Below are 22814 nucleotides of genomic sequence, written 5' to 3'. Positions count from 1 at the left end.
GTGAAGCGCGTCAGCATCATCTTCTTTGCCTTGGCCGTGCTGCTGCTTGCAACGACGATTGGGCTGCGTATCGCCGGAGTTGATAAACCATCGCCGTTGATCTTGATAACCTTGTTGTTTGCGTTCTCCATTGCCGTGATGGCTTACACAGTTCATGGATTCTGCCGCTTACGAAATGGATCGGTGAGACTCCGCCCACGCGAAGCATTGATAGATGCTAGACCAAACCTTGTAATTGCGGCGGGTTCGTTGCTGTTGGTGTGGACATTAGTGGGGGGATCGAAAATCAAATTGGTACTTTGTTTAGTGGGTATCTTTTCTGGCACCATCCTATCAAGTCTGCATTCAACTGCTTACCGAAAGCCCGTATGACCCGCCTCACCACCGCCTTCGCCAAACCCCACCCCGCCCTTGTCACCTTCGTCACCGCAGGCGATGGGCCGACGGCGGACATCCTCGATGCGCTCGTGGCGGGCGGGGCGGATGTCATCGAGCTGGGAATGCCGTTCACCGATCCGATGGCCGATGGCCCGGCAATCCAGGCGGCCAATCTGCGCAGCCTGGGGGCTGGCACGACGACGGCGGACATCTTCGGTCTCGCCAAGGCATTCCGTGCCCGCCACCCTGAGGTTCCGCTGGTGCTGATGGGTTATGCCAACCCGATGCTGCGGCGCGGGGCGGAGTGGTTTGCGCACGCCTGCGCTGAGGCGGGTGTCGACGGCGTGATCTGTGTCGATGTTCCGCCCGAGGAGGATGACCAGCTTGGTCCGGCGTTGCGCGATGCGGGGGTCGCGTCGATCCGGCTGGCGACGCCGACCACCGATGCAGCGCGGCTGCCCGCCGTACTCGATGGCGCGGGCGGGTTTCTCTATTATGTGTCCGTCGCCGGCATCACCGGCTTGCAGCAGGCGTCGCAGGACAGCATCGAGGCGGCGGTGGCGCGGCTCAAGGCGGCGACCGATCTGCCGGTGGCGGTCGGGTTCGGCGTGCGCACGCCCGAGCAGGCCGCGGCGATTGCGCGGGTGGCGGATGGCGTGGTGGTTGGCTCTGCCATCGTCGAGCTGGTCGGGCAGCATGGTGCGGATGCGGCAGGGCCGGTTCGGGACTATGTGGCGGGGCTGGCTGCGGCGGTCCGGTCTGCTAAGGCCTAGCCTGATATGCTACCGCCCCCTTTTCGTCATTGCGAGCAAAACGAAGCAATGACGGGGTTTTGAAGAGGATCAGCACATGAGCTGGATCAACCGCGTCCGCAACTCCATCCCCTTCATCGCCAAGAAAGAGACACCGGACAATCTGTGGCACAAGTGCAAGGCGTGCGAGGCGCTGGTGTTCTGCAAGGAGTGGGAGGACAATCTGTGTGTCTGCCCGCGCTGCGAGCATCATGACCGGATCGGTGCCGACAAGCGCTTTGCCATGCTGTTCGACGACGGCAGCATGCGCACCATCGCCATGCCCAAAGTGCCGGAAGACCCGCTGAAATTCCGCGATTCGAAGAAATATGCCGACCGCATCAAGGCCGCACGCGCGTCGACCGGCGATGTCGATGCGATGCAGGCCGCGCACGGGCTGATCGACGGCCATGCCGCGGTGGTTGCGGTGCAGGATTTCGCCTTCATGGGCGGCTCGATGGGCGTTGCGGTGGGTGAGGCCTTTGTCGCAGCCGCCGAGGAAGCGCTGAAACAGCGCTGCGCCTTCATCTGCTTCACGGCCGCGGGCGGTGCGCGCATGCAGGAAGGCATATTGAGCCTGATGCAGATGCCGCGCAGCACCGTCGCCATCCAGCGCCTGCGCCGCGCCGCCCTGCCCTATATCGTGGTGCTGACCGACCCGACCACCGGCGGCGTTACCGCCAGCTACGCCATGCTGGGCGACGTGCAGATTGCAGAGCCAGGCGCACTGATCGGCTTTGCCGGGCAGCGGGTGATCGAACAGACCATCCGCGAGAAGCTGCCCGAAGGCTTCCAGCGCGCCGAGTATCTGCTCGATCACGGCATGGTCGACATGGTGGTCGAGCGGAAGGACCTGAAAGCGACGCTGGCGCGGGTGATCGGGTATCTGGCGCCGGCTAGGGCGGCTTAGTTCCCTCTCCCCTGTTGGGGGAGAGGGTTAGGGAGAGGGGCAGTCTTCGAAATTCGATCTGACGCCGGTGTGTGAGGACTGCCCCTCTCCCCGGCCCTCTCCCCCGAAGGGGGGAGGGAGAAGTGATGCCCGACCAAGCCCGTTCCGATTCCGCCGCCGTCCAGGCCCAACTCGATCGCCTTGCCGCCCTATCCCCGGGCCGCGATACGCTGGGGCTGGAACGGATTACCGCGCTGCTCGACCGGCTGGGCAATCCGCACCTGCGGCTGCCCCCGGTGTTCCATGTCGCCGGCACCAACGGCAAGGGTTCGACCTGCGCCTATCTCCGCGCGATGCTGGAGGCGGGCGGCTATCGCATTCACGCCTATGCCAGCCCGCATCTGGTGCGCTTCAACGAGCGCATCCGGCTGGCGGGCACGCTGATCGCAGACGATGACCTTGCCGATGCGCTCGCCCGCGTGCTGGATGTGGCAGAGGGCCTGAACGCCAGCTTCTTCGAAGTGACCACCGCCGCTGCTTTCCTGCGCTTTGCCGAGATTCCGGCGGATGCCTGCATCATCGAAGTCGGCTTGGGCGGAAGGCTCGACGCCACAAATGTCATCGAACGCCCGCTGGTCTGCGGCATCGCCAGTCTGGGCATCGATCACAAGGAATTCCTGCTGACGCCCGAGGCCGGCACGCCCGAGGAGCCGCTGGCGCGTATCGCCTTCGAAAAGGCGGGGATCGCCAAGCGCGGGGTGCCGCTGGTGACCATGGACTATGCACCGCACATGGCCGCCAGCATCCAGGCCGTGGCAGACCGTGCCGGGGCGGACGTGCGTGCGCGCGGCCGCCACTGGACCAGCCGCGCGATCGGACGCGGCTTTGCCTACGCCGACCGCACCGGCAAGCTCTATTGCGACCCGCCTGCCCTGCCCGGCGCGCACCAGCAGGACAATGCCGCGCTGGCCGTCGCAATGCTGCGCCATCAGCCGCTGCTGCCGGTCAGCGAGGCAGCGATCAACCGGGGGCTCACCGCGGCGCGGTGGCCGGCGCGGCTGCAGAAACTGGGGCCGGGGCCGCTCACCGCCATGCTGGGGCCGCAAGCAACGCTATGGCTCGACGGCGGGCATAACCCCGACGCGGGCTCGGCGTTGGCGGCGGCGTTGCCGGAGGGCGCCGCTGTGCATGTCATTTGCGGCATGCTCGCCAACAAGGATGCGCTCGGTTTCCTCCGCCCGCTGGCGTCGCGCATGGCGTCCTTCGCGGCGGTACCCATCCCTGGCCATGCGCATCACGTCCCGAAGGACCTGTGCTGGATGGTGCAGGATGCGCTGGGCGTGACGTCGCTTTATCCGACCGACACCACCGTGACCGCCATCGCCGCCATCGCCGAGCGCGCACCGGATGCGACCGTGCTGATCTGCGGGTCGCTCTACCTCGCCGGCGAAGTGCTGAAAGCGAACGGGGAATTGCCGGATTAGGCGCGCAGTTCGGCCAGTGTCTTCATCGCCCAGCGATACATTGCCGCATGTTCGGCGATGGTCGTTTTGGGCAGATGCCGCATTCGCCGTTCGACTTCCGTCAACAGGGCGGCCGCGCCTGCCCGATCGCCCAGCGTCATGCGGGCATTGGCGGCGCGACAGCGTACCTCGTCACCCGATGCACGGTCCATCACCGCCTCGTAGATCGTGAGCGCCGCGCGCGTGTCTCCCTGCTGTTCCAGAAGCCGCGCGCGCAGGACGTCTCGCTTGTCGCGATCCACTTGCGTTCCGCCCTCGGGCAATTCGGCAATGACGTCGAGCGCCTCCGCCGAGCGCCCCAGTTCCAGCCAGGCATTGGCCAGCCGCATGCCGATTGCCGGGTCGGCCATACGCGATTTGGCCTGCGCTTCCAGAAAATGCGTGACGGCCTCGTCGTGCTGCCCCTTGGCAGCGAGCGCGTCGCCCATCGCCAGCCGAGTGGCGATCGTATCGGCGAGGTCCAGTGCCTCGCTTGCCGCACGCAATTTGCGGTCCGGGTCCACCCGGTCGACGATATGCTCCCGCGCCTTGCGCACACGCCGGTTGCCGGCAAGGCCGGGCAATATCTCGACAATGAAATAGGCAGCACAGCCGATCAGCGAGAGCAGCAATATGCCGAGGATCCATGCCGAATTTCGCCCATTGCGGATGCAGTGGACCAGGCACAGAATCTGGAACGCGATGGAGACGGCCAGCCAGAACATCGTGCCGCCTCAGCCCGCGACCGCACTATTGTCCGGCCCGTCCTGCCGTTCGGCAGCCGAACCGACAGACGACTCCACCAGGCCGCTGCGCATCATCAGCCAAAAGATCAGGATGCCGGGCAGCGCAGCGACGACCGTGAACAGGTAGAAGTTCACATTGCCGAACTCCTCCATCATCGCACCGGCCGTCGTGCCGGTCAGGAATCGCCCGACAATGCTCGCGGCCGAGCTGATCAGCGCATAATGGGCGGCCGTGAACCGCAGATCGCACAGCGCCGAGAAATAGGCGACGACGACCACGCCGCCGATGCCGCTGGCGATATTCTCGAATGTCATCGCGCCGGCCAGCCCCCAGTTGCTGTGCCCGGAGGCGGCCAGCACGGCGAAGCTGAAGTTGGAGATCGCCATGAGGATCAGGCTCAGCATCACCGATCGCTTCAGCCCCAGCCGAGCATAGAGCACGCCGCCGACAAAGATGCCGATCAGATAGGCCCAGAAACCGATGCCGACGTCGTAAATGGCAATCTCGTCGTTGGTGAAACCGAGATCATCGAGCAACAGGCGCAGGGTCAGCTGGCCCAGCGTATCCCCGATCTTGTGCAGCAGTATGAACAGCAGCACCAGCCAGGCGCCGTGGCGACTGAAGAATTCGGTGAAGGGGCCGACGATGCCGTCGAGGATGCCGACCTTGCCGTCGCGGGCGATTGCCTCGCGCCGACGTTCCGGCTCACCGATCCACAGTGCCGCGATGACGGCGGGCAGCGCGAAGCTGGCACAGACGATGTAGGCAGCGCTCCATCCGTAGCGGGCCGCCACGATCAGGGCGAGGCCAGCGGCGATGGTCGAGCCGAGGCGCCAGCCATATTGCGACATGCCCGCCCCGACGCCGAGCTGATCGGGCCGCAAAATCTCGATGCGATAGGCGTCGATGACGATATCGAAGGTCGCCCCGGCGAAACCGACCAGGATCGCGCCGACCGCCATTTCGAACAGCGGTGCGAATTCCCCGGTCTGGCCCAGGCCCAATGCCACCATCACCTTGCCGACCGGCGATTGCCCAACCGCCTGAGGATCGACCAGCCCGAGATTGACCACCGCCAGCACCACCAGCATTGCGGCGAAGATCATCCATGAGACGCGCTGGCCGGCGCGATGCAGCACGGGCACCCGAACGCCATCCACCATCCACGCCCACAGCGGCTTTAGGTTGTAGACCAGAAAGGCGAGGCTGAAGGCGGTGACCGAGGATTTGGAAAAATCGTCCTGCGCCAGGCGCGTGGTCAGCGTCGCGCCGATCATGGCGAAGGGGAAACCCGACGAAATCCCGAGCAGCAGCGCAGCGAGCGGCCCGCGCTCCAGATAGGGTTTGAGAGCGTCCAGCCAGTTGCCGGCGCGTATCTCTGTCGTCGTTTCGCTCACTGCATCCTCCCGCAAGAGAGGACACAGCTATCAGCATCACCGCGAAAGGCCAGCCCCGCGTTACAGCCAGCGGGCGGCGAGCACCTCGCCATTGCCGGGGCGCTGGAGAACGACGGCAATGCGGTCCTTGCCGGCCAGATTGGCTATGCGCGCCGGGACGGACGCGCTGCACGCGGCGCCAGCGGCACAACCGACGCTTGCTTCGTCCAGCACGACATTATGGTAGCGCACGGTGCGGCCGCCATTCTCGCCGCCGCCGATACGCACTTCGCGCATGTTGGCAACCGCGACGAAGCGCAGTTCGGCAGCGCCAGCGACACGGCCGCGCGTCGAGGCACTGGTGCCGTTCGAGTTCAGCCGGTTGTCGGGTGCGGTGCGCGCGGCGGCGATCAGGCGGCGCAAGCCGGCTTCCTGGCTGCCGACCAGCCCGTCCTTGCCATTGACCACGGCACCGGGCGTATAGACCCCGCCGCCGCCGACTCCGCGCGCAGCATAGGCGCGCTGCTGGATGGTATTGGCTTCCCGGCCCAGCGTATCGCGCCAGCCCAGACGATCCCAATAGGTCACCGGGCGGCTGAGCGCGATGATGTTCGGTTCTGCCTGCAGGCGTGCCAGCACTTCATCGGCCGGCGGGCAGGAGGAGCAGCCCTGACTGGTGAAGAGTTCGACCAGCACCGGCGCCTCGGGCGCGGCGGGGGTGTTGGCGCGAACCGGGGCAAGCGCCGCACCGGCCAAGGCCGAGCCTTCGTCCGCGCCGCTCGCCGGGGCGGAAGCGCTGACAGTGGACGACGATTGTGCCGAGGGGAAAGCGACATAGGCCCCGGCGACGGCAGCCGACAGCGCGACGATGGAAACAGCAGCAAGCTTGAAGGTCATGGCAGACATCCTGAACGGGTGAACACCACCCTGTTCGCACATGAACCCGCTTTCGTTACCACAGCGTCCGCCCGGGTAGCGCAGAAAAGTTCGCAGCGGCACGCTCGGGCAACCGGCTGCGCTTTCGGCGTGCAATCAGTCCGATGCCGGAAGCACGGCACGTCGGCCAGCGGCGGTGCCCGGCCCTGACCGGGCACCGCAGCTCAGCCGGCATCACTCCATGTCGTCGTCGCCGTCGGGGCCGACCATCAACGCATCGGAGACCTGCTCGGTCTTGCCACGAATGGCCTTTTCCAGTCGCTCGCGCAGCTCGGGATTATCCTTGAGGAACTGCTTGGCATTTTCCCGGCCCTGGCCGATGCGCACCGAATCATAGGAGAACCAGGCACCCGACTTCTCGACCAGCCCGGCCTTGACCCCGATGTCGAGAATCTCGCCGATCTTGGAGATGCCCTCGCCATACATGATGTCGAATTCGACCTGCTTGAACGGCGGCGCGACCTTGTTCTTCACCACCTTCACCCGCGTCGCATTGCCGACGATATCGTCGCGATCCTTGATCTGGCCGGTGCGACGGATGTCGAGGCGGACGCTGGCGTAGAATTTGAGCGCGTTGCCGCCAGTGGTGGTTTCCGGGTTGCCGTACATCACGCCGATTTTCATGCGCAGCTGGTTGATGAAGATGACGATGCAGCGCGAGCGGCTGATCGAACCGGTCAGCTTGCGCAGCGATTGCGACATCAGGCGCGCCTGCAACCCGACGTGGCTGTCGCCCATCTCGCCCTCGATTTCTGCGCGCGGCACCAGCGCCGCCACCGAATCGACCACCAGCACGTCGATGGCGTTGGAGCGGACCAGCGTATCGACGATCTCGAGCGCCTGTTCGCCGGTATCGGGCTGGGAGACGATCAGCTCGTCGATGTTGACGCCCAGCTTCTTGGCATAGACCGGATCGAGCGCATGTTCGGCGTCGACGAAGGCTGCGGTGCCGCCACCCTTCTGCGCCTCAGCGATCACATGCAGCGCCAGCGTGGTCTTGCCCGAGCTTTCCGGCCCATAGACTTCGATCACACGGCCGCGCGGCAATCCGCCGATGCCCAGAGCAATGTCGAGCCCGAGCGAGCCGGTGGAAATCGCCTCGACTTCCATCGCCTCACGGCTGCCCAGCTTCATCGCCGAGCCCTTGCCGAATGCCCTGTCGATCTGGGCCAGTGCAGCCTCGAGTGCCCGTTGCCGTTCCGCGCTTTGTGCCATGCCGTCGATTACCTTGAGTTGTGCAGCCATCTGCCGTCCCCTGATGCGTTAGAGCCAAAGCCGACGCATCGCAACGCGCTGGCGAGACCGCTATGTATCGCATTTGTTCCTAACGAACAAGACGGGAACATTATCTTTTTCTTGCCCCCTGCTCCACCGCCAGCGCGGCTTCACGGGCGAGCGCCGCCTGGAACGCGGGACGGGCCTTGAGCGCCGCCAGCCATTCCGCCAACCGTGGCGTCAGATGGTGCGAGAGGCCTGTGAATTCAGTGAGATAGAGGGCATAGCCAACGCAAATGTCGGCCGCAGTCAGCCGGTTCGCGCAGAGGAAGGCGCGATCCTGCAGCCGCGCGTCGATCTTGGCGAGCCGCTTGCCGAACCAGTCGCCATAGGCCTCACCCGCCTCGACCAGCCCGCGATCGCGCTCGAAGACCGCAAAGCGCAACCGCACCGTTTGCGGGAAGGTGAGCGTCGCATCGGCATGATGGCAATAGTCCAGCCACAGCGGCCAATCCGCGTCGGACGGATCGACCGCCAGGCTCCCGGCCCCGAAGCGTTGCGCGAGAAAATGGACGATTCCACAGGATTCGGTCATCACCCGGCCATCGTCGAGCACCAGCGCCGGTACGGTGCCCAGCGGATTGACGCCGAAAAAACTCTTGTCATGCACGCGCGGCGGAAAGGGCAGCATGACTGTCGGCAAATCGAGGCCCAGCTCTGCTGCAGCCCAACTGACGCGAAATCCCCTGGAACCTTCGCAGGTGTACAGCCGCATACCGCCGGTCACATCGCCTTCCATCGCCCGCCATCGACAAGCCGTTGCAGGCGCCTGTCGCAATATTGGCAGGGCGCGTGATACAACGAGCCTCGCTTGGCGACACGGTTTCCGTCCCGCTTGTGCATGCCGAACAGGCACATGAATCGCCGAATAATGCGCACCGGGCTCTCGCTCCTGCAACCTGTCTGCTCAAGCAGATCTTGTATCCTGTGGAGCACAGACAATTGCGGTGGGCAAGTATTTTGCCGAGTCGCAACATCTGTCTTGAACCGCTGCCGCTTCTCGGCAACATGACCGCCGAATACAAGAAGAAGCCCGCGTGGACATTGCGATAATCCTGACCGGCCACGCCTATCTGCCCGAGGCCTGGGCCTATGCAGATCACCTTGAGCGGTCGGGCCATTCCGCAAAACTGGTCGGTTCGCCCGAGGCCGCCGCCGGCTCCGATGCCGCCATCGCGTTCAATCTGCGCCATCAGCGCCAGCTGCATCGGCTCGGCATACCCGCGGTGCACGAATATCACAGCCTTTCGGCCGGGCAGGTCCGCGTGGTCAAGGATGTCGTGAAGCGATGGGCCGCCCCGCGACCGCGCGCGCGCATCTTTACCGAAACGCATATCCGCCACAGCCTGGGGTTCGTCGAGGATGTGCCGACCCTGCTGCGGCCGGTGGGCGTCGATGCCGCCATTTTCGGCTGCGGCAACCGCGCGCCGACGCACGACATCGTCTATTGCGGGTCGATCGAGCGGCAAGGCGTGGTGCAGGCGATGGTGCGGCTGGCCGAATGTGGCTGGCGGATCATCGCGTTCGGAAACGTGCCTGCCGATGTCGACCGTGGGCGGCTGGCCACGCTGGGCATCGACTTTGCCGGGCCGATCGGGCGGGACGAGGTGCCAGAGGCACTGTCGCGGGCGCGCTTCGGCCTCAACGTCACGCCCGATATTGCCCCGTTCAACAGCCAGACCAGCGTCAAGACCCTGGAATATGCCGCAGCCGGGCTTGGCATCATCGCCAACCGCTATGGCTGGATGCAGCGCTTTGCCGAAACGCACGGGCTGCAGCCCCTGTGGCTCGACGATGTGCTCGGGGCCGGGACAGCGGCGGTGAGCGGCCTGCATGTGCCCGATGCCGATCCCCGGCGGTTCGCCCATCTGGAATGGAACCGCCTGCTGACCGCAATCGGATTTGTGACCTTCCTGTCATCCGCCATCGCCTAGGATCGCGCCTGCCCGCACCCAGCCGGCGAGCTGCGCGAGCCGGCGGCGATGGGCATGGCCATCGGCGGACCTCATCGTCGCGGCATAGGCGCCGATGCGCTGCCCGGCCAGATCCCGCCATCTGCGCCAGTAGAGGGCCGGCAGCTCCGATGGGCGGCCGCTATTGGGGTAGGCCGCGCGCAGCAGAGATGGTGGCGGAAACAGCTTGCGGGCGACCAGCGCCAGCTTTGCGCCGACGCCGGGGGCGTTGTCGAGGCGGGATAGCAAGGCCGATTCCGCGGCGTTCGCGCGGTCGCGCAGGGAAAGCTGGACGACTGTCTCGATCAGTTGCCGGGGCACGGCCGCCGCTGCGGCGGCATGCTGGCCCCACGCGATGCCCGGAATGGCCCACCACAGTTCGGCGATGCGCAGGACAAGAATGGCCGACCGCACCGCGACGAACCGCTCGGCAACCGCCCAGAAGCTGGGCCAGTCGATGCGGTGGGTGGCGAGCAGTGCGGCGATGTCGGCAAAGATGCCGGGGCCGTTGTCGAACTGATGATCGTGGGCGCTGTGGATGATGAGGTGCGCCAGCAGAAACTCCGCGCCCATATAGGATACCCGCGTGCCGTTGATCTCGGTGCGCTGCAGCGAAGGAGCGAATTCGGGATCGTCGGCAAGATCGGGATCGCTGCCGCTGCCGTGGAGCGCGCGGTGGTGGATTTCCAGCATCACCCTGCCGTCCGGGCACATCAGGCCTGGCAACTGGTGCTTGACACGCTGATACTCCTCCAGCGTGCCGATGGCATCGAACAGCGGTTGCCATCCGGCGGCGCGCAAGGTGTGCCAGGCAGTTTGTGCATCGGCCGGTGCCACCAGCAGATCGATGTCACGCAGTGGGCGCAGGCCAGCCTCCGCATAGGCATGGAAGGCAAGATAGCTGCCTTTCAGCGCTATCGTCTCGATCTCCGCCTCTGCCAGCACGGCTATCGCCTGCACCATCCTGCGCCGGGCGAGGATCACCTTGTAGCTATGCTTGCGGAAACTGTCGGCAGCGGCGCCGTGGAGGTCGGTTGGCACCGGCCACTGCCTGCCTTCCGCGCGCAGACGGGCGTGCATCAGCGGCAGGATGCGGTGATTGCGCGCGATGGCGATCAGGCACTGCCAGTCCGCCGCGTCCATGAGCGCCAGCGCGGCGGGGTCGGGCACCAGCGCGGGTGCTATCAGCGACATGGCGACGCGCCGTAGCTCCTCGACAGACGCGCTCATGCCGACCAGCGCTCTGCGCCCAGGGCGCCGCCGACGTCGGCCCAGCTTCCCTGTGCGACAATGCGGCCCTGCTCCATGCGGATGATCCGGTCCGCATGCTCCAGCGCCGGCAGCCGGTGGCCGATGACGATCATCGTCAGGTCCCCATGCAGTCCTGCCAGCGCGTCGCGGATGCGGAGCTCGTTTTCGGGGTCGAGCGCGCTGGTAGCTTCATCGAGGATCAGCAGGCTGGGCTGCCTGAGCAGCGCCCGGGCGAGCGCGATCCGCTGGCGCTCGCCGCCGGACAGCCGCATGCCGCCATCGCCCACAATGGTGTCGAGCCCTTCTGGCAGCGCATGGACAAAATCGGCCGCAGCACGGCTGAGTGCCTCGTTCATCGCCGCCTCGGTATCGGCGGACAGTTGCTCCGCTGGCAGGCCCCACGCCAGATTGGCGCGGATACTGTCATGAAACAGCATCACCTCCTGCGGAACATAGGCAACCGACCGCCGCCACGCCTGACGGGCAGCGCCCGTCACGATGCGCCCGTCGACGGTCAGCGTACCGCTGTCCGGTGCGAGCAGACCCATGACGACATCGGCCAGTGTCGATTTCCCCGAACCCGAAGGCCCGATCACCGCCAGCGTCGAGCGCGCTGGCAGGCACAGCGACACGCGGTCGAGTGCGGGACGGTCCCGCCCTTCCCACTGCACGGTCACGGCATCGAGTGAAAGCGCCTGCGTGACGGTCCAGCCCGGCCGATGCGGCTGGTCGGCGGTCGGCTCGGCGGCGGCCTCCGTGTCCGCCAGCAGTCGTTCCGCTTCATGGACCGCAGGCACCGAATGCAGCCACGAGAACAGCGTTTGCTGCAGACCTTGCAGCATCGGCACGGCGCGGCCGAACAGCAGCACCAGCGTCACTATCTCTGCCACGGGCAACCGCCACCACGCCAGCCCGACGTAGAGATAGCCGGCCAACAGCACGGCGGCGCCCAGCTGGAACAGCATGCGCGACAGGTTGAGGCTGGTGCCATAGGTGAACGCCTGAGACCGCATCGCCCGCATCGCCCGGTCGAACTGATCGAGCTGGCGCTGCTCGTTTCCCAGAATTCGGGTAAGCTTCATGCCCGCCAGGCCCTGATCGACGATGCCGAACATCGCGCGCTTGCTCTCGCTCAACTGCTGTCCGAGCCGATGCGCCTGTCGTCGCTGCCGGCCGAGCCCGAGGAAGACGACGAAGCCGGTCGCCACCACCAGCGCGGTCATGCCGAGCGACAGGCTCGCGGCGACGATCACATAGGCGAGCATGGTGAGGCCGGAGGAGACCAGCGCGATCCCCTGCGTCACGGCGACACCCAAGCGATCGATGTTGGACAGCAGCACATGAGCGTGATCGGAACGGCGGCTGTGCGCCAGCCAGCGCCACTCGGTACGCAGCAGGGATGCATAGCTGCGCTTGCGGAAGCGGTCGATCAGCTCGCGCTCGATGCGCATCGCCAGATCCTCGCGGGCGTACTGGACCCCGCTGCGCAAAGCGATCAGGAGGATAAACAGGCCCAGCATCCCCGCCAGATTGAGCGGAATACCGATTGCAGCGGCATAGTCGGCAATCTGTCGCGCGGGTCCGCTTGCCGCAGTATCGCCGCTGACGAGCCCGACAAGCGGGACAAGCAGCAACAACCCGATCCCCTCGGTCAGGCTGACAAGCATCATCAGGGAGCCCAGCAGACCGACCTGCGTGGGCGTCATCAGCCGCATCAGCCGTACGAATGTAGAAAATGCGCTACGGGGCGGCATCAGCCTTCACCATGCACAAAACTGGCCACTGTGCTGAACTGTTGGGCATTGCGGAGGCCGCAGATCGCGGTGTTGCCGCTAACCAGCCAGCAATGCGCTGCCAGCCCCTCTTGTCCGTCCTGCACGCCGAACGTAAGCACATAGGGCAGACCATAAAGGCGCAGCAGCGCGACCCCGGCGAGCGCTTTTGGAAAGCAATCGCTGGTCCACGGCGTCATGCGCGCTGTCACCCGCAAGGCTTCCGCAATGCGAACGGCCCGTTGGCGGGATCGGGGGGAACCGAGCTTTTCAGGCGTGATCGGCGGCACCGCCCTGCCCAGTCGCGGCGCTATTGCCGAGAAGGGGACGATGCGGATAGCGAGCTTTGCCGCGCCCAGCATCACCCACAAGGGCAGGAACCATGCCTGAACGAACAGCGGCCGCTGCTGAAAATTCCGCGCCTTGACCAGCAATCGCATCGCCGCACTTGCTCCTTGCTGCAGCGGCCATAGCGCGCTTTGGCAGCAGAGCAATCTGTCCTGCCAGAAACGAACGAGGCACCGCATTGCTGCGGTGCCTCGCCGTAATGTCACGCAGCGACTGCCTCGCTGCATTGCATCGACATCAAAGGATGAAGTCGCTCCCTGCAAGCGGGACAATTCCGTCGACCTGGATCTGGAAGTCGGCGACGCCGTCTCCGTTGACGTCGCCCACTACGAAGGTGTTGCCGCTCTGCGTAAACACCCGCAACTGGCCGGCCACATTGCTGAAAGCGGCATTGCCGATGAAGGTGAAGGCATTGTCCCCGCCTCCGGCGATGGCATCGATGCCTGACAGATCGATCTTGTCGCCCTGCGCCGTGCTGAAGTCGGTAATGCGGTCTGCCGTCCCCACCGTGGTGTGCGCAGTCGACGAGAATACGAAGCGATCCGCGCCAGTGCCACCGGTCATGATATCCCGACCCGCCCCGCCGTTGATCACATCGCTGCCGCCACGCGTATCGATCACGTCATTGCCATCGCCGCCATTGACCACATCGTTGCCCCCTTGGGTGAAGATGGTGTTGGCGAGAGCATTGCCGGTCCCGGTGAAGTTACCGGCGCCGGTGTAGTTCAGGTTTTCGACATTGTTGGTGAGCGTATAGGTCAGCAGTGTAGTCTGGACCGTATCGGTGCCCTCGTTGGCCGCTTCCGACACCACATCGCCGACATTGTCGACGATATAGGCGTCATTGCCCTGCCCGCCGTTCAATGTGTCGGCCCCGATGCCACCGTCGAGATAATCGTTGCCATTGCCACCGATCAGCCGGTCATTGCCTTCGATCCCGTAGAGGAAGTCATTGCCGTTGCCGCCAATGACCTGATTGTTCTCGCTGTTGCCATAGCCGGTGAAATTGCCGGTTCCGAAATACTGGAGGATCTCGATATTGGCGCTGAGCGTGTAGTTGGCATTGACCGCACGGACGGTGTCGGTGCCTTCTCCGGCGAGTTCGGCGACGACGTCGCCGAAATCGGAAGCCAGATACACGTCGTCACCCGCGCCACCGATCATGATGTCGATGCCCGCGCCGCCTTCCAGATAGTCGTTGCCATTGCCGCCGAGCAGGACGTCATCATTCTCCTGCCCGTAGAGCAGGTCATTGCCTTCGCCGCCAATCAGCGTGTCGTTGCCGGCACGGCCGAAGATGGTGTCGACGCCGTCGAGACCGGTCAGCGTGTCGGTCGAAACAGATCCGCTGATGGTATTGTCGAGCGCATTGCCGGTACCGATCAGCCCCGACGGGCCAATGGCGCTGAGCACCTCTATGTCGGCGGCCAGTGTCCACACTGCGGTGCTGGTGCGCACGGTGTCCCGCCCTGCGCCGCCGATGGTGACATCGCCGATATCGTCGACGATGAGCGTATCATCGCCATTGCCGCCGTTCAGCGTGTCGGCCCCGGTGCCGCCATCGAGCGTGTCGTTGCCCTCACCGCCGGTGAGGCTATCGATGCCGGATTCACCGAACATCTGGTCATTGCCGTCGCCGCCATCGAGCGTGTCGTTATCGGCACCGCCATTGAGCACGTCATTGCCGGCGCGGCCGAAGATGACGTCATTGCCCCCCATCCCGCTCAGCGTATCGACATCGGCGGTCGCACCCAATGTCGGGTGATTGTTGCCATCGATGTAATCGGCACCGCTGGTGCCGACCACCGTGTCGTTGCCCGACCCGGTGAGGATGACGACGGTGTCGTTGGCGCCAAAACCCGGGGACAGCGTGCCCACTGCCACTTCCGCGTTGAACAGCACATTGCCGGTCAAATTGCGGAAGTTGAAATCGGTGCCCAGGTTGCTGACGTCATTGTCGATCAGCGTCAGGCCGTCAGTATCGTTGCCGACAGAAACGCCCGTGCCGGAATTGGTGAGATCATTGTTGCTGACCGTGGCGGTCGATGTCCCCGCCATGTCGAGATTGATCGCAGTGCGCGCCCAGCTGATGGTGTTGCCATCGACCGTGAGCGCGACGCCGCCGCCGTCGAACCAGATGCCGCGACCCCAGCTCGCGGTACCGAACATGGCCTGCTGCGTGCCGGAAATGAGGTTTCCGGTGATAGACACCGCACCGCTTGCGATTGGCGAGACCTGGATGGCGCGATCGTCGTTGGCGGCGCCTGCAATCGTCGACCAGAAGATCGAATTGGTGATGCTATGACCGGTGGTACCGCCCGTGAGCACCCACAACGGCGCGCTCGATGGACCGCCGGTGGTGGTCGCATCGTTGACGAAACGCACGCCGTCGATGGTGACATTGGCGGTGGCGGTGATCCGCCAGTTACCGATGATTGTGGTTTCCCCGACGCCATTGGCAGCATCGCGCCCGGCATCGGTGCCCAGCTCGCCGCCGTTGGCGCCGATAATCCGCACGCCCACATCGACGTCGACATCCTCGGCATAGGTGCCGGCTGCGACCAGAATGACATCGCCATCGACGGAGGCGTCGACCGCCGCCTGGATGGTGGCATAACCGCCGTTGCCGACGAGGCGGATGGTGCCGCCAGCGTGACTGATCACTTCCACGCCCTGCAGCGTGTCGGTGCCGCCAGCGGTCGTCACCGTCCAGCCCGCCTGATTGCCGGCGGTGACCGGATCGACGTCGGCTGCGGCAACCACGTTCGCTGCAGCGATCGTTCCGCTGTAGACTGCGGTGTCGAGCCCGGTGCCGCCGTTCAGCGCGTCATCGCCATCGCCACCATCGAGCCTGTCGTCGCCTGCCCTGCCGAGCAGCACATCGTTCCCCAGCCCGCCGGTCAGCACGTCATTGTCGCTGGCGGTCTGGTTGGACGAGTTGTTGCCGTCGATGATGTCATTGCCGGCTGTGCCGGTCAGTGTGTCGTTACCGGTGCCGCCAAGGATCACCACCGTGTCATTGGCAGGATCGGTCGGCGTGACGGCATCGATCGCCGTATCCGCATTGAAGGTCACATCGGTGGTCAGGTTGCGGAAGTTGAAGTCGGTGCCGACGTTGGTGAGGTCATTGTCGGCGATCGTCACCCCGTCGGTATCGACGCCAAGCGAGATGGCGGTTCCGGCGTTGGTGAAGCTGTTATTGCTCACATCCGCAGTCGACGACCCGCTCATGTCGAGATTGATCGCGGTGCGGGTCGACTGGGTGGTGTTGCCCTCAATGGTCAGCGCGACGCCGCCACCGTCGAACCAGATGCCGCGACCCCAGGCGGCGGTGCCGAACAGGCCGCTCGAGGTGCCGGAGATGAGATTCTCGCTAATGTCGACCGCACCGCTGGTGATCGGCGAGATCGAGATGGCGCGATCGTCGACGCCATTGGCACCGCCGGCCACGGTCGACCAGAAGATCGAGTTGGTGACGCTGTGCCCGGCGCTGTCGCCGCCGGTGCGGATCGCGAGGATCGGGTTGCCGGCTCCGCCGCCGGTGGTGGTCGCGTCATTGACGAAGCGCAAGCCATCGATGGTGGCGTCGGTAGCCGAGGTGATCGTCCAGCGGCCGATGATCGTGGTCTCTCCGGTTCCGGTCGCAGCGTCGCGAGCGCCGTCGGCGCCGGTGACACCGGCGCGCGCACCGATGATGGTAACGCCGACATCGACCGTCACATCCTCGTCGTAAGTGCCCGCTGCGACACGGATGACATAGTCGTCGGCTGCCGCATCGACCGCCGCTTGGATGGTGTCGAACGTGCCGACGATATGACCACCGGCATCGAACAGCTGCACCGGATCGGCGAGATCGATGACCGTCACGCCATTGTCGAACGACAGGATTTCGATGCTGGTGAGCGTGTCGGTATCGGTCCCGTCGGTGATGCTGGTAAAGCCGGTCACCCGGCCGTCAGGGCCAGTGGTGACGGTAACGGTGTAGGCCGATTGCGGCCCGGCAAAGCGCGCCGTGTCGGTGCCGTTGCCGCCGTCGAGGCTGTCGCTGCCGGCGCCGCCGGTGACGACATCGTCGCCCTCGCCGCCGATGAAGCTGTCGTTGGCGCCAGCGCCGACGAAGCTGTCGTTGCCGTCGCCGGCATCGAAGGTGACCGCACCTGTGCCTTCGACCGAAACGCTGTCATTGCCGTCCCCGCCTTCGACGACGTTGGTGCCGGAAAGGTTGAGCAGGCTATCACCGTCGGTGCCGACGCGCACCAGGCCGCTGACAATGTCATTGTCCTGGATGGTCAGCGTGTCGAAAGCGATCGGGCCGTTCGCCGCCGCGTCGTGCAGGTCGCGCACGCGGATGGCATCGCCGGTCACGTCGACGCTGTTGTCGGTGATGACGATGTTGGTGAAGGTCGTCCCGGGCGCGACCGGCAGTGCGCCGCCGCTGTTGATGACGATGCCGTTGGTACCGCCGGTCACCGCATTGTCGCTGATCGTCAGATCGGTGATGCTGCGCTGGCTGAGCGTGAAGATACCGAGCGCCGAACCGGTAACGGTGTTCTGCGTGACGGTAAGGTTGGAGACCGCACGGTCGGACATGCCGATCTGGATGCCCCAGCTGGTGCCGGTCGGGCCGCCTTCTGCCACGGTATTGCCGGTAATCGTCCCGTCGACGATACCGTCCAGGTTGATACCGCGGCGCCCGGTAAAGGCGCTGTTGTCATGATCCACCACATTGCCGGTTAGTGTCAGGCCGGTGATGTTGAACAGCACGATGCCGGTGGCATTGTTGCCCGAGATGTTGGTGACGAGATTGTCGTTCACCGACCAGTTGCTCGAGCCGATGCCGCCGCCGAAACCGAAGCCCATCAGGATCGGTTGCCCGGTCTGACCGGTAAGGATATTGTTGTCGATGATGATGTCGCTGTGGGTCGACAGGCTGCCCGCGCCGCGGATGGCCGAGCCCAGCGTGCCGCCGCCGTCGACGGTGAAACCGTCCACGGTGATGCCATTGGCGGCGAGCGTGATGGTGCCGGCGATAACCGTTTCGGCGCCGCGCGGATCGTTGCCGGAGACGCCGTGGTTGGCGCCGAGCAATGTCACGTCGACGTCGATGGAAACATTTTCCGTATAGGTGCCCGCCGCAACGAGGATGGTGTCCCCGTCATTGGCGGCATCGACGGCGGCCTGGATGGTGTCGAAGCCGCCGTTGCCGACCAGCAGGATGCGCCCGCCGACATGGCTGATCGCCTCGATGTCGACCAGATTGTCGGTGCCGCCAGCCGTAGTAACGGTCCAGCCGGCCTGATCGCCCGCGACCAGCGGATTGGCGTCAGCCACGGCCACGATGTCGGCAATCGTCACCGTCTCGGTATAGCCCGCCGTGTCGTTGCCGCCGCGGCCGAGCAGCAGATCGTTGCCGAGGCCGCCGATCAGCGTGTCATTGTCCGCTGCGGTCAGGTTGAGATTGTTGCCGTCCAGCACGTCGGCGCCATCGGTGCCGGTGAAGCGGTCATTGCCGGCGCCGCCAAGGACGGTGACCGTATCGACCCCAGCGTTGACCGGGGTGATGGTGTCGATCGCGCTGCTGGCATCGAAGGTGACGTCGCTAGCAATGTTGCGGAAGTTGAAGTCCGTGCCGACGTTTGAAAGGTCGTTGTCGACCAGGCTGACCCCGTCCACATCGACGCCGCCGGAAATGAAGGTACCGGCGTTGGTGATGCTATTGTCCGAGATCGACGCGGTCGACGATCCGGTCATGTCGAGATTGATGGCAGTACGCGTCGACTGGGTGGTGTTGCCGTCGACCGTCAGCGCGACACCGCCGCCGTCGAACCAGATGCCGCGACCCCAGGCAGCGGTGCCGAACGCGCCGATCGAGGTGCCCGAGATCAGGTTGTCGGTGATGCTGATCGCCCCGCTGCCGATGACCGAGGTCGAAATCGCCCGGTCATCGACGCCATTGGCACCGCCTGCCACAGTCGACCAGAAGATCGAGTTGGTGATGCTGTGCCCGGCGGCGTCGCCGCCGGTGCGGATGCCGAGGATGGGGTTAGCTGCGCCGCCTCCGGTGGTGGTGGCATCGTTGACGAAGCGCAGGCCATCGATGGTAACGTCTGCGGCAGAGGTGATCGTCCAGCGACCGATGACCGTGGTTTCACCGGTACCGGCTGCCGCGTCGCGACCGCCATCGGCCCCAGCGACGCCGCGCTGCGCGCCGAGGATGGTGACGCCGACGTCGACGGTCACATCCTCGTCATAGGTGCCAGCGCGTACGCGGATGACATAATCGTCCGACGCGGCATCGACTGCGGCCTGAAGTGTAGCGAAGGTGCCGACAAGATCGCCGCTGGTGTCGAACAGCTGGATCGGATCGTCGAGTTCGAGCGTGACGTTGCTGAACTGGAGCCGCTCGATGCCGAGCAGCGTGTCGGTATCGCTGCCGGTGGTGACGCTTGTGAAGCCGGTAACCAGCCCGAATGCATCGGTGACGACTGCGACAGACGACGCAGACCGGGCCGTGGCATAGACGGCCGTGTCGGTATCGGCACCGCCGTCGATGGAGTCGCTGCCGTCGCCGGCAAAGATGATGTCATTGCCATCGCCCGCGACGATCGTGTCGTTGCCGCCGCCGGTGCCGATCTGGTCATCGCCAGCAAAAGTGGTCACTGTATCGTCGCCGTCGGTCATGCTGAAGACGATGTCGACGCCAGCCGTGCCGGTGAAACTATTGTTTCCATAGGTGCCGGGCACGCCGCCATTGTTGACGAAAATGCCCGCGCTGTCGCCGGTCAGCGCATTGCCGGTGATGTCGGTATCGGCGCTCCGGGCGCGCAAGGCGTAGCCGTTTCCGGTGGTGTTGCCGCTGAACACATTGTCGGAAATGGTGGACCCGGGCACATCGATGGTCACAAGCGTGTTGCCCAGCGGATTGCCGGTGGTGGTGCTGATGCCGCCAGCGGTGCCGGTGATCTGATTGTTGGTGAACACCACATTGGTGCCGACCGCGCCATTGTTGCCGCTGCCCAGCACGACCAGCTGGCGCGGGACATTGTTGCCGGCGTCGAACTGCTGCGCAAAGCCGGTGCCCGACGGGTTGGCGCCTTCGAAAGTCTGACCCGAGAAGATATTGCCGTCGATCAAGAGGTTGCTGTTGTTCTGGCCGAATTCGCCCATCAGGCCGGCGTCGCCATTGGCGACGACATCGTTGCCAATCACGTCGATATTGTCGTGCGCGCCCTGCAGGTAGATGGCGGCGTTTTCGATGGCGCCATTGCCGTTGAGTCCGACGATGGTGAAGCCGGCACCGGTGCCGCCGATGGTGACATTGTTGACGCCCGGATCGATCTCGATGGTGCCCAGCGCGCCACCGGCAACGCCGGTGATGGTGGTGGCATCGCGCCCATTGACCGAGCGCAGCGTCAGGTCGCCGCGATCGATGATGACATTCTCAGTGTAGGTGCCATCATTGACGAGGATGGTCACCGCGCCGCTCACGGCGCCGGCGGCGTCGACAGCGCCCTGGATGGTAGTGAAGGTGCCGACCAGGTCTCCGTCGGCATCGAGCAGTTGCACCGGCGCCCCCAGATCGAGCGTCGCATCGCCGAACCGCAGGACTTCCACGCTGTCCAGCGTATCGACATCGCCCGAAGCGGTATGGGTAACCGAGCTGAAACCGGTGACGAAGCCGCCAGCGCCGTAGGTGATGACATAGCTGTAGTCGGCAACCGAGCCGGCAAATACGGCGGTGTCGGTACCGCCCCCCCCGTTCAGCGTGTCGCTGCCGCTGCCGCCGTCGAGCGTGTCATTGCCGCCGAGGCCGGAGAGCGTGTCTGCACCGGCGCCGCCGGAGAGGAAATCGATGCCATCCGAGCCGCTGACGTTGTCGTTGGTGCTGCCGTTGGGCGCAAAGCTGACGCCGGCCGAGAAGGGGTCGGCGACGTCGACATCGGTGATCATATTGCCAGAGATCAGGATGGAATCCGGGCCGAGATCGCCCGACACGTCGATGCCGACATCGACGAAACTGATCGTGTTGCCGGTAATCGAGCCGCCGCTGTTGTCCGGGCCGAAATCGAGCACATAGATGCCGACGGTTTTCGCGTCGCTGCTGTCGACATTCGAACCGGTGATGGTGTTGCCGGTGATTTCGAGATTCGTGTTGCCGTAGGCGAGGATCATGCCCGAATAGACGACCTGCGTGCCGGCATAGCCGATGTCGGTGATGATGTTGTTGCTGATCGTGCCGGTCGAATTGAGCACCTGGATGCCGTTTTGGGCATTGATGGTCTGCGCGCCGCCGCCGGTGATGGTAACGCCGTCGATATCGAGATCGGCGCGGTTGAACACGGTCGCGTTCTTCTGGAAATCGCTGATCGAGCCGCCGTGCATGAAGAAACCGAGCAGCGGGTTGCCCATGCCCGGCGCGTCATTGTCGACCTGTACGCCGACGCCGCGCTGGTTGCCGCTCTGGATCGGCTCGCCGCCGACGGTGTTTCCGCCCGGATAGGCATCGCGCACGCCGATGACGTCGACATCCTCGAGCCCGCCCGAGGCGTTGCGATAGACGACGCCGACGAAATTGGCGTTGGGGCCGTCGACCGTGTTGCCGACACCGGCGCCGTCGACCGTGATGTTGGCGATCACGACATTGGTGGAGTTTTCCACGGTGACCACGGCATTGATGGCGCGGCCGCTGGTCGAGGTGGCGGTCTGCACGAGGTCGGCGGGCGCCTGGATGGTGACATTGGCGCCGGGGACCGCGGTGATGGTGAGGTCCGTCTTGCCGTTGATATCGACCTGCTCGACGTAGGTGCCGGCGGTGACGAGGATGATGGCGCCGGGCCCGGCGGCGTCGACTGCAGCCTGGATGGTCGGATAACCGCCGGCGCCGACGATGTAGATGGTCTGATCGTTGAAGACGACCTGTTCGACGTTGATCAGCGATTCCGTGGTCGCGTCGAGGCCGGTGAGGATCAGGCGGCCGCTGCTCTCGCCGATGGTGAAGGCGGCATAATCGGCATCCAGCACGACGATGTCGATGCCGGCCCCGCCGTCTACCGTATCGCTGCCCACAGGAACAGTATCGATGATGATGACATCATTGCCGTTGCCGCCGGTAATCGTATCCGATCCGCCGCGCGAGACGATGACATCGTCCTCGCTGGTGCCATTGAGGACGTTGTTGCCATTGGTGCCGTTGATCGTCGCCATTTTCTCTTCCCTCGACCGGCCTGCACGGCCTGTTGGTTTGCCAAGGGGGAGACGGCACAAAGGTTCGCGTCGCCGAAATCGAAGATTTCGTCGTCAGGAGACCAGCAATGTCAGCAGAACCATTCTGCCGCCAAGAACCCCGAAACTGATTAACCATCTTGATCCTGGCGGATTCTGTGGATGGGCTTAGCGACCGGAAGTATGTTGCAGTTTACGCATGAATCCGGATTCCACAAGATGCTCCATTATGAATCCGAAGCGGGTGCATTCTGAAAGGAGAATGGTTAATGACTCACCGTGCAACTGTTTGCATTGAAAGGGTCGAAGCGAAGATCAATTGTGTGAAAAGTAATGAAAAACCGGGATTATCCGACAATGCAAAGGATTGTATAG

General features: G+C 64.7%; 14 protein-coding genes. 5 read left to right on the top strand and 9 right to left on the bottom strand.

Translation table 11 applies throughout. The annotated features are described in order from the left end of the window. From AC0QC4_RS08160 to AC0QC4_RS08145, 4 genes are all read left to right on the top strand, one after another. Window positions 1-372: a hypothetical protein gene (locus tag AC0QC4_RS08160; RefSeq protein ID WP_483659300.1), complete on the top strand. Its 372-nt coding sequence runs from the start codon at window positions 1-3 to the stop codon at window positions 370-372. Next, window positions 369-1151, top strand: coding sequence for a tryptophan synthase subunit alpha (gene trpA, locus AC0QC4_RS08155; protein ID WP_483659298.1), 783 nt, complete (start codon window positions 369-371; stop codon window positions 1149-1151). Before AC0QC4_RS08160 ends, trpA begins: the two co-directional genes overlap by 4 nt. Window positions 1152-1227: 76 nt before the next feature. Further along, on the top strand, window positions 1228-2079 hold the full coding sequence (accD, locus tag AC0QC4_RS08150) for an acetyl-CoA carboxylase, carboxyltransferase subunit beta (RefSeq protein ID WP_483659296.1): 852 nt from the start codon (window positions 1228-1230) through the stop codon (window positions 2077-2079). A 125-nt stretch (window positions 2080-2204) separates the two neighbouring features. After that, on the top strand, window positions 2205-3542 hold the full coding sequence (locus tag AC0QC4_RS08145) for a bifunctional folylpolyglutamate synthase/dihydrofolate synthase (protein WP_483659294.1): 1338 nt from the start codon (window positions 2205-2207) through the stop codon (window positions 3540-3542). Here the strand turns inward: AC0QC4_RS08145 and AC0QC4_RS08140 are convergent. The 5 genes from AC0QC4_RS08140 to AC0QC4_RS08120 form a co-directional block, all read right to left on the bottom strand. Beyond that, the gene (locus AC0QC4_RS08140; protein ID WP_483659292.1) at window positions 3539-4285 is read right to left on the bottom strand and encodes a tetratricopeptide repeat protein; all 747 of its coding nucleotides are present in this window, start codon (window positions 4283-4285) and stop codon (window positions 3539-3541) included. The genes AC0QC4_RS08145 and AC0QC4_RS08140 overlap by 4 nt on opposite strands. Window positions 4286-4294: 9 nt before the next feature. Continuing rightward, window positions 4295-5704 (bottom strand): MFS transporter, encoded by a 1410-nt coding sequence (locus AC0QC4_RS08135; RefSeq protein ID WP_483659290.1) that lies wholly within the window; start codon window positions 5702-5704, stop codon window positions 4295-4297. A gap of 60 nt (window positions 5705-5764) precedes the next feature. Then, window positions 5765-6580, bottom strand: coding sequence for a DUF1223 domain-containing protein (locus tag AC0QC4_RS08130; RefSeq protein ID WP_483659288.1), 816 nt, complete (start codon window positions 6578-6580; stop codon window positions 5765-5767). 213 nt (window positions 6581-6793) lie between these two features. After that, window positions 6794-7864: a recombinase RecA gene (gene recA, locus AC0QC4_RS08125; protein ID WP_483659286.1), complete on the bottom strand. Its 1071-nt coding sequence runs from the start codon at window positions 7862-7864 to the stop codon at window positions 6794-6796. A 100-nt stretch (window positions 7865-7964) separates the two neighbouring features. Further along, a complete protein-coding gene (locus tag AC0QC4_RS08120) occupies window positions 7965-8609 on the bottom strand; it encodes a glutathione S-transferase family protein (protein ID WP_483659364.1) in 645 nt (214 codons plus the stop codon). 322 nt (window positions 8610-8931) lie between these two features. Here AC0QC4_RS08120 and AC0QC4_RS08115 point away from each other — a divergent pair, with 322 nt between their 5' ends. After that, window positions 8932-9828, top strand: coding sequence for a glycosyltransferase family protein (locus AC0QC4_RS08115; RefSeq protein WP_483659284.1), 897 nt, complete (start codon window positions 8932-8934; stop codon window positions 9826-9828). Here AC0QC4_RS08115 and AC0QC4_RS08110 read toward each other — a convergent pair. From AC0QC4_RS08110 to AC0QC4_RS08095, 4 genes are all read right to left on the bottom strand, one after another. Continuing rightward, window positions 9811-11076, bottom strand: coding sequence for a nucleotidyltransferase domain-containing protein (locus AC0QC4_RS08110; protein WP_483659282.1), 1266 nt, complete (start codon window positions 11074-11076; stop codon window positions 9811-9813). The two genes, AC0QC4_RS08115 and AC0QC4_RS08110, sit on opposite strands and share 18 nt — an antisense overlap. Further along, window positions 11073-12803, bottom strand: coding sequence for an ABC transporter ATP-binding protein (locus AC0QC4_RS08105; protein ID WP_483659281.1), 1731 nt, complete (start codon window positions 12801-12803; stop codon window positions 11073-11075). The genes AC0QC4_RS08110 and AC0QC4_RS08105 overlap by 4 nt, the downstream gene beginning before the upstream one ends. A 47-nt stretch (window positions 12804-12850) precedes the next feature. Further along, window positions 12851-13309: a lasso peptide biosynthesis B2 protein gene (locus tag AC0QC4_RS08100; protein ID WP_483659280.1), complete on the bottom strand. Its 459-nt coding sequence runs from the start codon at window positions 13307-13309 to the stop codon at window positions 12851-12853. Between the two features lie 145 nt (window positions 13310-13454). Beyond that, the gene (locus AC0QC4_RS08095; protein ID WP_483659279.1) at window positions 13455-22421 is read right to left on the bottom strand and encodes a beta strand repeat-containing protein; all 8967 of its coding nucleotides are present in this window, start codon (window positions 22419-22421) and stop codon (window positions 13455-13457) included. Between the last annotated feature and the right edge of the window lie 393 nt (window positions 22422-22814).

The organism is Sphingomonas sp. jy18 (genome assembly GCF_056931895.1).
The sequence above is the reverse complement of the archived record's forward strand: the minus strand, read 5'-3'. Positions and strand labels throughout refer to the sequence as shown.